Below are 13,540 nucleotides of genomic sequence, written 5' to 3'. Positions count from 1 at the left end.
GTTTACTCACTATAGGATAAACGTTTTGTGCGGGTGTGCGGTAGATTCTGGCATGGACGCAGTCGTCCTCGAAGAGGCGGGATCGCCACGGCTCGTCGACCGGCCGCGGCCGGACCCAGCGCCGGGTGAGGTGCTGGTCCGGATCGACCGCGTCGGCGTCGACGGCACCGACCGCGAGGTCGTCGCCGGCGCCCACGGCAGGGTGGAGTCGTCGATGGTACTGGGCCACGAGGCCGTCGGCACCGTCGCCGACCCCAACGGAACCGCGTTCGAGCCCGGCGAAACGGTCGTTCCGACCGTTCGCCGGCCGCCGGGGGACCACAACGAGTACTTCCGGCGGGGTGAGCCCGATATGGCGCCGATGGACGCGACCGTCGAGTGCGGCATCGACGGCGCCGACGGCTTCATGGCCGAGTTCGTCGCCGTCCCCAGCGAGTACCTCCTCCGACTCCCCGAGCGGCTGGCGCCCGCCGGCTTCCTCGTCGAGCCGCTGTCGGTCACCGCGAAGGCGCTCGAGTTGGTCGAGGCCTCCCGCGAGCCGTTCACGTGGGAACGGAACCGCGCGCTCGTGCTCGGGACGGGGTCGCTGGGCCTGCTGACGCTGCCGGTCCTCGACGACCGGTTCGAGGAGGTCTACTGTCTGGGTCGCCGGGATCGCGACGATCCCGCGGTCCAACTGGCCGAATCGGTCGGCGCGACGTACGTCGACTCGCGGGAGACCGCCGTCGACGACGTGCCCGGCGCTCACGCGCCGATGGATCTCGTGGTCGAGGCAACCGGCCACGCGCCGCACGCCGCCGAGTCCGTCGCGGCGCTCGCGCCCAACGGCGTCGCGGCGCTGCTGGGAGTGCCGACCGATCACGAGGCACCGGTTGAACTCGGCGAACTCCACCGCGAGCTGGTCGTCGGCAACCGCGCCCTGATCGGCTCGGTCAACGCCGGATACAGCCACTTCGAGCAGGCCGTCGAGTGGCTCGACGCCCTCCCGGCGTCGGTCGTGGACGCCTTCACCGAGCACGTCTACCCGCTGGCGGAGTTCGAGGCGGCGCTGGACCGCGACGTTATCAAGACGGCAGTCGAACTCGACCCATGAAGAACGTCGACGACCTGATCGAGGACGCGCGATCGCTGGCCGACCGGGGCTTCTCGAAGGGGGAGATCGCCGACGAACTCAACGTCTCCCGCCAGACCGCCTCCTGGCTGGTCGAGCGCGCGGGCGCCACGCCGGTCCAGAGCGGGGCCCCGGCGACATCCACGTCGACTGGTCGGCGATCGGCCGTGACTCAGCCCGACTGGGCCACGTCGCCGCGGCGCTCGCGGACCTGCTCTCGAAGCGGGGCGAGGACGTGGACCTGACCGTCGGCGTCGAGAAAGCCGGCGGGCCGCTGGCGACCACCGTCGCGACGGAGTTGGACACGGATCTCGCGACGTACACGCCCCGGAAACACCAGTGGGAGGAGGGGAGCATCGACGACCTCGAGGGGGCTTCTCCCGCAACTTCGCGGCGGTGCGCGAACGGGACTGCTACATCGTCGACGACACCATCACCTCGGGGACGACCATACAGGAGACGATCGACGCCGTGCGCGCCCGCGGCGGCGAACCGGTCGCCTGCGGCGTGCTCGCGGACAAACACGGGCTCGACGAGGTCGACGGCGTCCCGGTGTACTCGCTGCTGCAAGTGATCCGGGTCGGCGACGGCGACTGACGCGATCCACCGATCCGCGGGGCCTACCGATCGATCCCGTCCCCGCCGCCGTCCAGTACCGCAGCGACTTCTTCCGGCGTCACCACCGCGGCGTCGCCGGCGACGGTCCGCTTCAGCGCCGCCGTCGCGGCGGCGACTTCGAGCGCGTCCGGCACGCTGCCACCAGCGAGCCGGGTCGCCAACAGGCCGCCGACGAACGCGTCGCCGGTGCCGACGGGGTCGACGGTGTCGGTCGCCAGCGCGTCCTGTTCGTAGGTTTCGTCATCGTGAGCGGCGACGGCGCCGGCGTCGCCGCGCGTGACCACGACCAGGTCGCAGTCGTAGTCGGCCGCGAGCTCTCTGGCGACCGTGGCTGGCTCGCCGTCGCGGTCCAAGACGGTCGCGGCGTCGCGGGCGGCGACGACGAGGATATCGACGTGACCGAACAGCGGCCGGAGGGTTGCTGCGGCCTCTTGGGGCGCCCAGAGCTTCGCGCGGTAGTTGAGGTCGAACGCGCGCGTGGCGCCGGCCTCGCCCGCCGCTTCGAGCAGTGCTTCGGTCGTCTCCGCAAGCGTCGCCGAGAGCGCGGGGGTGATCCCGCTGGTGTAGAAGGCGTCCGCCTCACGGACGCGGTCGACGGCGAGTTCGTCGGGCGTCGCCGTCCGGACGGCGGCGTCCGCGCGGTCGTACACCACCGACGTGCCGCGTGGGCTCCCGCCCGGTTCGAGGTAGTACGTCCCGACGCGACCTTCGCCGGTCGCGACGAGCGGCTCGACCCCGTGTTCCCGAACGCCACGTTCGACCCGACGACCCAGCGGCGAATCGGGGAGCTTCGACAGCCACGCGGCCTCACAGCCGAGTCGGTTCGCGGCGACGGCGACGTTGCTCTCGGCGCCGCCGACGTGGACCGCGAGGTCGTCGGTCGTCTCGAGTCGCTCGCCGGCCGGTGGGCTGTAGCGGAGCATGCTCTCGCCGAACGTGGCGAGTGTCGGCGCCGGGTCGTCGTCGAAGGCGGGCAGGCTCATACCGGATCGAACAGTTCCTCGCCCTCCACCAAGTGTTCCTCGACGGTATCGAGATCGAGCGTGACGCCGAGCCCCGGCTGCTCGGGCACCTCGATCGAGCCGTCGACGATCACGTCCTCCTCGACCAGTTCCTCCCACCAGCCGAGCTCGTAGGAGTGATACTCCACGGCCAGCGAGTTCGGAACGGCGGCGCCGACGTGGGCCGCGGCGACCGTCGCGATCGGCGAGGCGACGTTGTGCATCGCCACGGGGACGTAGTACTGGTTGGCCACGTCGGCGATCTTCCGGGTCTCGCGCATGCCCCGACTTTCGGCAGGTCGGGCGCGACGATGTCGACGGCCTGGTCCTCGATCAGTCGGCGGAGTTCGGTCACGCGGTAGCGGTTCTCGCCGACGGTGATCGGCGTCGTCGTCGACTTCGTGACTTCCGCCTGCACGTCGAGGTTTTCGGGCGGCACCGGGTCCTCCAGCCACCACACGTCGTACGGCTCGAGCTTCTCGGCGAGCCGCTTGGCGCTGCCCCCGAGAACGTCCAGTGGCAGTCGAAGGCCACGTCGGCGCGGTCTTTCACGCGCTCGGTGACGGCCTCGACGATGTCGACCTTGTGGCGGATCTCGCCGGGCCGGAGGTGCCGGTTCGCGCGGTCCTTCTCGTGGCCGCTGGGCACGTCGAGGTCGAACTTCAGCGCGTCGTACCCCAGTTCCTCGACGACGCGCTCGGCCTCGTCGGCGCAGGCCTCGGGGTCGGCTTCGTCCTCGGTGTGGCAGTCACAGTACACCCGGACCTCGTCGCGGTACTTGCCGCCGAGGAGCTGGTACGCCGGCAGGTCGAGGATCTTCCCCGCGAGATCGTGCAGCGCGACCTCGATTCCCGAGATGGCGGTGACGGTGACGCCCTCGACGGAGCCCTCGCCGGACATCTTCTGGATCAGGTGCTCGTACAGCCGGTCGATGTCCAAGGGGTTCTCGCCGAGCAGGAACGGCTTCATGCGCTCGATGAGTTCCGGGACGCCGGCACCCCAGTACGCCTCCCCCGTTCCCGCGACGCCCGCGTCGGTGTAGATCCGGACGAGCGTCCACGGGAAGTTGCCGTCGACCATCGTCGTCTGCACGTCGGTGATCTCCACGTCCCGGCCGCCGCCGCGCTCGCCGGTGACGTCCATCGTCTCCGCCGACAGCTCCCGCATCGTGTACTCCGCGTTCGGATCGTGGAGCCCTGAGTAGTCGACCATGGCGAATGGTTACTACACGCGTAGTAAAAGATTACTCCAACAGCCCCAGCGCCGCCAGTTCCTCCCGGAGCGCCGCGCTGTCGGCGTCATCCATCCGCCGGAGCGGCGACCGCAGCGGGCCGGCGTCGAAACCCCGGTGGGAGAGGGCCTCCTTCACGCCGGCCATGTACGGGCCGCGCTTGATCGCCGAACGGACCTCGTACACCTGCGCCTGCAGCGTTGTGGCGCGCTCCCGGTCGCCGGCGTCGTACGCCTCGTACAGGTCGACCACCAGCTCGGGGAACGCGTTGGCGACCGCCGAGACCATCCCGGTACAGCCGAGGTCGAGCCCGGGCTTCAACAGCGAGTCCGAGCCCGCGAGGAACGTGAGGTCGTCGTGGGCGGCGACAGCCTGGCCCAGCCACGGCACGTCCTTCGAGGAGTCCTTCAGGCCGGCGAGGTTGTCGATCGCGGCGATCTCCTCGAGCGTCTCGAGCGAGAGCTCGTTGCCGGTTTTCGAGGGGATGTGGTAGACGTACACCGGACAGTCCACCGCGGCACAGACGGTCCGGTAGTGCTCGACCGCGGCGGCGCCGTCCAGCGGGTAGTAGTACGGCGTGACGACGACGACGCCGTCGGCGCCGGCACGCTCGGCGGCCTGCGCGCGCTCGACCGTGCGCCGCGTCGCCGGCTCGCCGACGCCGGCGATCACCGGCACCTCCTCGCCCACCTCCTCGACGACGGCGCGGACGACCTCGTCACGCTCCTCGGGACCCAGCAGCGCGAACTCGCCGTTGGTCCCCAGCGGAAACACGCCGTGGACGCCGCGGTCGACGACGAAGCGGGCGTGTTCGGCGGTGGTCTCGGCGTCGAGGGCGCCGTCGTCGTCGAACGCGGTCACGGTCGGCGGCACGACGCCGTGCAGCGAGAGCGGGTCGGCGGCGCCGGGATCGGGTGCGGCCATAGCGGCGACAGGGCCGCGGCTCTCTTGGAAGTACCGGGATAAACTCGGAGGCGAGTGAACGTTTCGTTCGGCGTCCGGCGGCGGGACGGACGAACGGTGTTTATGTGACCGGGCGGGCATCCCCGGGGTATGCACGACGACGACCTGCGCGTGGCGCTGGAGCGGGTCGGGGAGACGTTCGACTTCGGCGAGTACGAGATCGAGGCGTACCTGGCCGTGCTCGAACACGGCCGGCTCTCCGCGACCGAGATCGCCGAGCGGACCGACATTCCCCAACCCCGCGTGTACGACACGGTCCGGAGCCTCGCGGAGCACGGCTTCGTCGAACTCCAGGAGTCCCGGCCGATGAAGGTGCTCGCCGTCGACCCCGAGGAGGCGTTCGGCGGCGTCAGGTCGTCGCTGGACGACCTCGTCGACGGGCTCGAACAGCGCTACACGGCGCCGGCCCGCGACGCCGAGGCGGTCACCCTGATCAAGTCGCCGGCGACGATCGAACGCTACCTGGCGGAGATCATCGACGCCGCGGAGTACGAACTGCTGCTGTCGCTGACGCCGGATCTGCTCGCGGAGTTCGAGTCCGCGCTCCGGGCGAAACGCGACGCCGGGGTCACGATCGAGCTCCTGGTCTCGCCGGCCGCCGACGTGCCCGAGGCCGACGAGTTCGAGTACACCGCCGTCGCGACCACCGTTCGCTCGCGCCGCGGCGTTACGACGCCGGTCGCGGCGGTATCCGACGGCCAGTTCTCGCTGTACGCGACCCGCGAGGCGCTCAGCGGGGGCCGGAGCGCTACGGCGTCGTGTTCAATCGCTCCGAGCTGGGGTTCCTCGTCTCCGGGTTCGTCTCGACGGTGCTGTGGGCCTCGGGCGAGACGCTCGCGATGACGCCCGAGCGGGAGCTCCCGCGGCACTACGCGTCGCTGCGGCGCTGTGTCGAGGAGCTCAAGGCGCTCTCCGGGCCGCTCCGGGCGAGCGTCGAGGGGCGGGACGTGCTGACCGGCGAGCCCCGAGCGGTGGCGGGCACCGTCGTCGAGACGACGCTCAACGACGAGGAGTCGATCGCCTCCTTCACGGTCGAGACCGACGACGGCCGCGTGCGCGTCGGCGGGCGGGTCGCGGCGCTGGAGGACGTCGAAGCCCACGAGATCACGATCGAGCGCGCCTAAGGCCGGAGCTGCGAGCGGTCGTTCCGGCCGGCCGTGATCGCGGCCGCCAGCGCGCCGCGAACGACCGCCTCGTCGCCCAGCGACGTGAGCCGGATCTCCGGGACGTTCGTCATCACCAGCTCCGGCAGCCGCTCGCGGATCGGCTCGACGACCTGTTCGGGGTTGTTCCGGGCGACCGCGCCGCCGACGTACACCACCAGCGGCGCGTACGCGTGGACCAGATCGGCGACGCCCGCCGCGTTGAACGCCTGCATCCGCTCGATCACGCGGTCGGCGAGCGGGTCGCCCGCCGCCTCGAACACGTCTTTGGCGTCGATCTCCGCCAGCGGGAGCGCCGTCGGGACGCCCTCGGTCTCGTGGACGTGCCGCGCGTGCCGCGGGATGTTCGTCCCCGAACAGTACGCCTCCCAGTGGCCCGCGGCGCCACAGCCGCAGCTGAGCCCGCCGATCTCGACGGTGTTGTGGCCGACCTCCGCGGCGTTGCCGTCCCAGCCCGAGAGGACGTGGCCGTCGACGGCGACGCCGGCGCCGATGCCCGAGGAGATGGTGAGGTAGGCCATGTCGTCGGGCGTGCGGTCGGCGTAGAACCGTTCGCCGACGACGCCCGCGTTGGCGTCGTTGAGCAGCGTCACCTCGGTGTCCAGAAGGTCGCCCAGCGGCTCGGCGAGCGGGACGCGATCGACGTTGGGGCCGAGGTTGGCCGAGCGGCCGAGTTCGCCGGCCGCCTTGTCCAGCGGGCCGATCGAGGCGACGCCACAGTGGACGATCTCCTCGGGTGTGACGCCCGCGCCGTCCAGCGCCTCCCGTGTCGCGGCGAGCAGGGCCTCGGCGACCGCGTCCCCGTCCGGGCCCTGTGGCGTCCGGCGACGCGCGCGGCTCTCGACGGAACCGCTCTCGGGGCCCACGACCGCCTTGATGTTGCTCGCACCGAGGTCGACGCCGGCGTACCACGCGGTCATGCCGGCACCGTCCAGGAGCAGATCGCCGTCGGAAGTCGGTGCCAGCGCATGCTGTGAACTATTCTTTCGAACGTAAGTAAATTTCTTACGCGTCGGCGGCAACCGTGTGGTATGATCGATTTTGGCACGCCGAGTACGGCGCTCGGGGTCGAACCGGGCTCCAGGTGCGACGGCGACGATCAGCGCGAACGGGTGGCGGTGAATCGATGACGGGACGCAGTCATCGCCCAGGCCGGCCCGTGCTCAGGGGTGTCAACGTCGCCCATGAGCCTCGAAACGGTCGTCGTCGCGATCGGCGACGACGACGAGGAGCGGGTCGCGTCGATCGCGGCGACGGCGATCGACATCGCGGAACCGGCCGGCGCGACGGTCCACCTCGTTCACGTGTTCTCCGACGAGCGGTACGAGGCCGTCAAGCGCCAACTCGAGTTCGACCCGGACGCGGGGGTCTCGCCCGACACGGTCGCCAAACGTCACGCGACGATCCGGGAGGTGGGGACGACGCTCGACGACGCCGGGGTGGAGTACGCCTGGCACGGCGCCGTCGGCGACACCAGCGACGAGGTGCTCGCGCTGGCCACGGCGTTCGACGCCGACATGCTGATCGTCGGCGGCCGCGGGCGCTCGCCCACGGGGAAGGCAGTGTTCGGCTCGACCGCCCAGGAGATCCTGCTCAACGCCGGCTGTCCGGTGACGTACATCCGGAAGCCCTGAGAGCGCGGGCTTAGCTCAGCGTGACGCCGTCGACGTCCGCGAGCGAGCGATTGCGCAGCGCCTCGCCGGTGCGGTCGTCGAAGAGGTGGATCGCCGACGGCGGGATGGTGGCGACCACGCGGTCGCCGGCCGCGACGTTGCGCATCCCGCTGATCGTCGCGATGAACGTCTCGCCCTCGGGCGCGCCGGCGAACCGGAGGTAGACGTTGTTCGACTCGCCGACCGGTTCGACCACGTCGACGACACACTCGAACTCGTGGTCGCCCGAGGCGTCGGCTTCGGGCTGTACCCCCACGTCCTCCGGGCGCACGCCGAGCGTGATGTCCGTCGCGTCACCCAGCGCGTCGGTGGCCGCCGCCGGCAGCGGGTAGGTGAACTGCTCGGCCGAGAGCGTGTCGGCCGAGCGCGTCGTCGGGAAGAAGTTCATCGACGGCTCGCCGATGAAGCCGGCGACGAAGCGGTTGCTCGGCGCGTGGTAACACTCGAGCGGCGTCCCGATCTGCTGGAGCACGCCGTCGTCGAGCACGGCGATACGGTCGCCCATCGTCATCGCCTCGGTCTGATCGTGCGTGACGTACACCGTCGTCACGCCGAGGTCGGCCTGGAGGCGCTGGAGTTCGGTCCGCATCGTCGCCCGGAGCTTCGCGTCGAGGTTCGAGAGCGGTTCGTCCATCAGGAACGCCGACGGGTCGCGCACGATCGCCCGCCCGAGCGCGACGCGCTGCTGCTGGCCGCCGGAGAGCTCCGCCGGCTTGCGGTCGAGCAGTTCCTCGATGCCCATCATCGACGCCGTGTCCTCGACTTTCGTCCGGATCTCGTCGTCGGGCATATCGGTCGACTCCTCGAGCCCGAAGCGCATGTTCTCGCGGACGGTCATGTGGGGTAGAGCGCGTAGGACTGGAACACCATCGCGATGTCCCGGTCCGCGGGCGAGCTGTCGTTGATCGTGCGCGTCCCGAGCCGGATCTCGCCGTCGGTGACGGTCTCGAGCCCGGCGATCATGCGCAGCGTCGTCGACTTCCCACAGCCGGAGGGGCCGACGAGGACGAGGAACTCGCCGTCCTCGATACCCATCGTGAGGTCGTCGACGGCGACAACCTCGTCGTTCCCCCCCTCGTTGAACAGTTTCGTTACCGAATCGAGCGTTAGTTCTGCCATAGTGAATCACCTCTGAACCGTTCGCCGGCGCTCATGCGGCCACCCCCTCGGCGAACTTGTCGCCGAACAGGACGTACACCACGAGCGTCGGGAGCGCCGCCAAAAGCGCCGCCGCCATCCGCAGCGGGAAGTTCGTCCCCGACTGCGAGACGCCGAGTCCGACCAGTTCCTGCGTGACGACGGAGGCGTCGCCGAACTGGATGATCGTCAGCGCGAACAGCAGATCGTTCCAGATCTGCGTGAACTGGTAGATGAACACCACCGCGAACATCGGGATCGAGAGCGGCAGCACGATCCGGCGGTAGATCGTCGACACCGAGGCGCCGTCGAGTCGGGCGGCCTCGATCATCTCGTCGGAGAGCTTCTTGTAGTGGGCCCGGAACAGCAGCGTACAGATCGGGATCCCGTAGGCGGTGTGGGTGACGATCAGCGCTACCAGCTTCCAGTGGTACGCCTGTACCAGCGGGAGCCCAGCCAACGGGGCGAACAGCGACTGCAGCGGCACGACGTTGTACCAGAACTGCGTCAGCGGCACCAGCACCGCCTGGTAGGGATGAAGATCCCGGCGACGAACAGGGCGTAGATCCCGACCTGTCCGCGCCAGTCGACGTTCGTCAGCCCGTAGGCGGCCATGCTCCCGAACAGCCCCGAGAGGATCGTCGCGGGGATGACGAGGATGAAGCTGTTCGCCAGCCCGCGCGCGAGCCCGTCGAACGCGTTCCCCCACGACTGCAGGGAGAACGACCCAGTGCCATCGATCAGTGGCTCTAGCGGCGGCAGGAACGGCGACTGGCCCGTGTAGCTCTCCGGGCTCGTGATCGAGGTGAACAGCCCCGTCAGGATCGGCAGGAGGTAGAACCCCGCCATCGCGACCAGGACCGCGTAGAGCCCGAGCCGTTTGAGCCGGGCGTCGCTGTCGGCCGTGCTCATAGCTCACCTCGCTGGTACTGCGAGTAGACGTACGGCGCGACGATACACAGCGCCATCACGAACAGGATGACGGCGATCGTCGAGCCGTACGCCCAGTTCTGGTTGGCGTACGCCTCCCGGACCATCCGGGTCGCGAGGATGTCGGCCGAGGGGCCGGGCTGGTAGCCGCCGTACATCGAGAACAGGAAGTCGAACGCTTTGAGCGCGAACACGGTGATGACCACCAGCGCGCTCACCGTCGCCGTCCGGAGCTGCGGAATGATCACGCGCCAGTACATCTTGATCGTGCTCGCGCCGTCGACGCGTGCGGCCTCGAAGTGACTCGACGGGATCCCGCGCAGCGCGGCGAGATAGACGATCATCGCGTAGCCGCTGAACTGCCAGATCAGGGCGAACGCGACGGCGCCGAGCTTGAGGTCGGGGTTCTGGACGATCTGGACCGGGCCGATCCCGAACACGCCGAGGACGATGTTGATGATCCCCGTGTTGGGGTTGTACATGTAGAGCCAGAACTTCGCCGTGACGACGAACGAGAGGCTCATCGGCAGTAGGTAGATCGTCCGGAACGTGTTCTCGAAGCGGATCCCGCGGTCGACGAGGATCGCGAGCACGAGCCCGAGCGCGAGACAGACGGCCGAGAAGCCGACCATCAGCGCGATGGTGTTGCCCAGCGAGTTCCAGACCGGGGAGACCGTCAGATCGGACCACGCCGGAGTCGCGCCGCCGACTTCGCCGCCCAACCCGAACATCGAGAGGAAGCCGTCGATCGGGTCGGCGAAGGCGACGACGTAGTTCTCGACATCCAGATCGGAGTAATCCGGCTCGCCGATCCCGGAGAAGTCGGTCAGCGAGAGGAAGAAGTTCCAGACGACGGCGCCGTACACGAACAGTCCGACCAGCAGGAACGGCGGGAGCCAGAAGGGCGCCGACCGGACCGAATCCCGGTCGAAAAACGACCGCGTCGCCGCGGGCTCGCCGCCGTCGGTGCGGGCGTCGCTGTCGGACCCTCGGTTGCGGAGTGTGGCTATCAGGGTACGCATAACTGTGCTTCCGCGGGAGCGTTACTCGAACGCGCCGACGAGCGCTTCCGCGGTGGCGTCGGCGTCGTACTCCTCGAGGAAGCCACTGAACGCGTCAGTGATGTTGGTTTTGATCTGCGTCGAGACGGCCAGGCCGTGCTGGATCGACGGCGGCTGGCTGTCCGCGCTCGTGAAGTCGTCGTACTGGTCCTGCTGGAACGTGTTGAGCTCGGACACGTCGGCGTCCTTGCGGGGCGGGATGGAGCCCTTCTCGCGGTTGAACCGCACCTGGGCGTCCGTGGTACCACAGTAGCTGAGGAACGTCTTCGTCGCCTCGGGCGAGGGGTTGTTGTCGAAGTACGGGAACGAGTCCATGTTGAGCAGGTAGCTCCCCTCGGAGCCGGGGTAGGTGACCTGACCCCAGTCCTCGCCGTAGTTGAAGTCGTCGCTGCCGCTGTAGGCGCCCGCGGCCCAGTCGCCCTGGTGGATGAAGGCCGCGTCGCCCTCCATCACCATCGTGTTCGCCTCGGTGAAGCCGATCGAGGACGCGTCGCTCGGGTAGTACTCGCTGAGCGCGACGACGTTCTCGAGCGCCGAGCGGACCTGATCCACGTCGCCCTCGCCCTCGATGAACGACTCGTAGCCGTCCGGGCCGGCCTGGGCGAGCAGCACCGTCTCCCAGAGCTGGATCGTCGACCACGAGCCGCTGGTCTGCTGGGCGAACGGCACGGCGTCGGTGTTCTCGTCGACGGCCGCACACGCGTCGACCACGTCCGCGGGCGAGGAGAGCGATTCGGGATCGACGCCGGCCTCCTCGAGCACCGCGGTGTTGTAGAACAGGTTGTTGATGCGGTGGATGTTGAGCGGGACCGTGACGAACGTCCCGTCGAGTTGGGCCTGCTCCTTCGGGCCCGGCAGGTAGTTCTCCTTCAGATCGTCGTTCCACACGTCGCCCTCGATGTCGGCGTACGCCTCGCCGAACTTCTCGAGGGTCGCGCCCGGCCACGTCTGGAAGGTGCTCGGCGGATCGTTCGCCTGCAGTCGGTTCCCGATCACCTGGTCGAGGTTGCCACGCGCCGCGCCGTTGACCGGCTCGTTCGCGAACTCGACGTCGGGATGTTCCTCCTCGAACCCCTCGATGAGCGCGCCGATGGCGGCGTTGCCGTCCCCGTCGGACCACGCGTGGAGCAGTTCGATCGGGTTCTCGGGGGCGTCGTCGCCGCCCGTGAGGCTGCTACAGCCGGCCAGCCCGGTGGCACCCGCCGCGGCGGCGGACGCAAGCACAGTACGCCGCGAAAGCCCGTCGTCGTTCATGTCCGAGGACATATGTGACGAACGTATACACACTTACGAGTAAATCTTGTGGTAACGCCTCACAGGACACAGCTCGTTGAAAAATCGCGCCAGATGTGACTCACACGCGTGAGCAGCCAGGCGAGAAATCGCAGGGTAAAGCCGCCGTGAGAGCCGGGGGCGAACTCGCTACTGGTCCAGTTCCCGGGCCGTCGCCTCGACGGCCGCCCCCACGTCGACGTCGACGCCCTGTCGGGCCAGCGCGTCGCCGAGTGCGGTCACGAGTAGCGAGACGTTCTTCGGGTTCGCCGAGAAGCCCATGCAGCCGATCCGCCAGATGTCGCCCTCCAGGTCGCCCAGGCCGGACGCGATCTCCAGGTCGTACGCCTCCAGGAGGTAGTCGATCACTTCGCCGTCGTCAACGCCGTCGGGCACGCGAACGGCGTTCAGGCTGGGCAGCCAGTACTCGTCGGGCGCGTTCATCTCCAGTCCCATCGCCTCGACACCAGCTTTCAGCGCGCCCGCGACGCGGCGGTGGCGCGCCCAGCGCTCCTCGATCCCCTCCTCGGCGACGAGCCGCAGCGCCTCGCGGATCGCGTAGACGTTGGTGATCGGCGCCGTGTGGTGGTACGCCCGCTCCTCGCCCCAGTACCCTCGAGCAGCGAGAGGTCGAGGTACCACGACCGGGCGTCCGTCTCCCGGTTCAGCACCTTCTCCATCGCCGCGTCGTTCAGTGTGAGCGGCGACGCCCCCGGCGGGCAGGAGAGACACTTCTGTGGGCCGGCGTAAGCCACGTCGATATCCCACTCGTCGACGCGGAGTTCGACCCCGCCAACCGAGGTGACGGTGTCGGCGATCACCAGCGCGTCGTGGTCGTGGGCGATGCTGGTGAGTTCGGACACCTCGGGCTGGAGCACGCCGGTCGAGGTCTCGGCGTGGACGAAGCCGAACACGTCGATGTCGCCGTGTGCCGCGAACGCGGCGGCTACGTCGTCGGGGTCGAGCGGTTCACCCCACGGCGCGTCGACTGTCACGACCTCGCCGCCGGCGCGCTCGGCCATCTCGCCCATCCGGCCGCCGAAGTAGCCGTTGCTGGGGGCGAGCATCGTGTCGCCGGGTTCGACGAGGTTGCCGATCGCGGCCTCCATCGCCGCCGAGCCGGTGCCGGAGACGGGGATCGTCCACTCGTTGTCGGTGCGGAACGTGTAGCGGAGGAGCTCCTGCACCTCGTTCATCATCTCGACGAACGAGGGGTCGAGGTGGCCGACCAGCGGCGTCGACATCGCGCGGAGCACGCGCGGATGCACGTCGCTGGGGCCGGGCCCCATCAGCGTCCGGTTCGGCGGCGAGAGCTCTCCCACGTCGGGTGCGTCGGACATGGCCGGGATGTTCGTGGGGGCGGCTAAAAGCTGCGGGTGG

The 13,540-nt window shown here is 69.3% G+C and carries 7 protein-coding genes and 6 pseudogenes; 4 read left to right on the top strand and 9 right to left on the bottom strand.

Going from position 1 to position 13,540, the window contains the following annotated elements; all coding sequences use genetic code 11:
• Positions 1–52: 52 nt before the first annotated feature.
• Together SY89_RS06425 and gfcR are read left to right on the top strand one after the other, a co-directional pair.
• Positions 53–1,093 (top strand): alcohol dehydrogenase catalytic domain-containing protein, encoded by a 1,041-nt coding sequence (locus SY89_RS06425; protein WP_054583590.1) that lies wholly within the window; start codon positions 53–55, stop codon positions 1,091–1,093.
• Positions 1,090–1,708, top strand: a pseudogene (gfcR, locus tag SY89_RS06420) (transcriptional regulator GfcR). The gene SY89_RS06425 and the pseudogene gfcR overlap by 4 nt, the downstream one beginning before the upstream one ends.
• Before the next feature lie 23 nt (positions 1,709–1,731).
• On the opposite strand, the gene kdgK1 reads toward gfcR, so the two are convergent.
• The 3 genes and pseudogenes from kdgK1 to SY89_RS06405 all read right to left on the bottom strand — a co-directional run bounded on the left by kdgK1 (position 1,732) and on the right by SY89_RS06405 (position 4,885).
• On the bottom strand, positions 1,732–2,712 hold the full coding sequence (gene kdgK1, locus SY89_RS06415; RefSeq protein ID WP_054583589.1) for a bifunctional 2-dehydro-3-deoxygluconokinase/2-dehydro-3-deoxygalactonokinase: 981 nt from the start codon (positions 2,710–2,712) through the stop codon (positions 1,732–1,734).
• Positions 2,709–3,942, bottom strand: a pseudogene (locus SY89_RS06410) (mandelate racemase/muconate lactonizing enzyme family protein). The gene kdgK1 and the pseudogene SY89_RS06410 overlap by 4 nt, the downstream one beginning before the upstream one ends.
• A gap of 31 nt (positions 3,943–3,973) precedes the next feature.
• Positions 3,974–4,885 (bottom strand): dihydrodipicolinate synthase family protein, encoded by a 912-nt coding sequence (locus SY89_RS06405; protein ID WP_054583588.1) that lies wholly within the window; start codon positions 4,883–4,885, stop codon positions 3,974–3,976.
• A gap of 129 nt (positions 4,886–5,014) precedes the next feature.
• Between SY89_RS06405 and trmB the strand changes: the two are divergent.
• A pseudogene (gene trmB / locus SY89_RS06400) lies at positions 5,015–6,048 on the top strand (HTH-type sugar sensing transcriptional regulator TrmB).
• On the opposite strand, the gene SY89_RS06395 reads toward trmB, so the two are convergent.
• The gene (locus SY89_RS06395) at positions 6,045–7,007 is read right to left on the bottom strand and encodes an ROK family protein (protein ID WP_054583587.1); all 963 of its coding nucleotides are present in this window, start codon (positions 7,005–7,007) and stop codon (positions 6,045–6,047) included. The pseudogene trmB and the gene SY89_RS06395 sit on opposite strands and share 4 nt — an antisense overlap.
• 264 nt (positions 7,008–7,271) lie before the next feature.
• On the opposite strand from SY89_RS06395, the gene SY89_RS06390 reads away from it, so the two are divergent.
• Complete coding sequence (locus tag SY89_RS06390) at positions 7,272–7,721, top strand: universal stress protein (RefSeq protein WP_054583586.1); 450 nt, start codon at positions 7,272–7,274, stop codon at positions 7,719–7,721.
• Between the two features lie 10 nt (positions 7,722–7,731).
• Here SY89_RS06390 and SY89_RS06385 read toward each other — a convergent pair.
• The 5 genes and pseudogenes from SY89_RS06385 to SY89_RS06365 form a co-directional block, all read right to left on the bottom strand.
• A pseudogene (locus SY89_RS06385) lies at positions 7,732–8,879 on the bottom strand (ABC transporter ATP-binding protein).
• A gap of 31 nt (positions 8,880–8,910) precedes the next feature.
• Positions 8,911–9,809: pseudogene (locus SY89_RS19555) on the bottom strand (carbohydrate ABC transporter permease).
• Positions 9,806–10,849 carry a carbohydrate ABC transporter permease gene (locus tag SY89_RS06375; RefSeq protein ID WP_054583585.1) on the bottom strand — a complete coding sequence of 348 codons (1,044 nt, stop codon included), beginning with the start codon at positions 10,847–10,849 and terminating at the stop codon, positions 9,806–9,808. The pseudogene SY89_RS19555 and the gene SY89_RS06375 overlap by 4 nt, the downstream one beginning before the upstream one ends.
• Before the next feature lie 21 nt (positions 10,850–10,870).
• The gene (locus tag SY89_RS06370) at positions 10,871–12,142 is read right to left on the bottom strand and encodes an ABC transporter substrate-binding protein (protein ID WP_239685526.1); all 1,272 of its coding nucleotides are present in this window, start codon (positions 12,140–12,142) and stop codon (positions 10,871–10,873) included.
• A gap of 168 nt (positions 12,143–12,310) precedes the next feature.
• Positions 12,311–13,500, bottom strand: a pseudogene (locus SY89_RS06365) (pyridoxal-phosphate-dependent aminotransferase family protein).
• Positions 13,501–13,540 lie beyond the last annotated feature (40 nt).

It is taken from the genome of Halolamina pelagica, assembly GCF_001307315.1.
Lineage (GTDB): Archaea > Halobacteriota > Halobacteria > Halobacteriales > Haloferacaceae > Halolamina > Halolamina pelagica_B.
The sequence above is the reverse complement of the archived record's forward strand: the minus strand, read 5'-3'. Positions and strand labels throughout refer to the sequence as shown.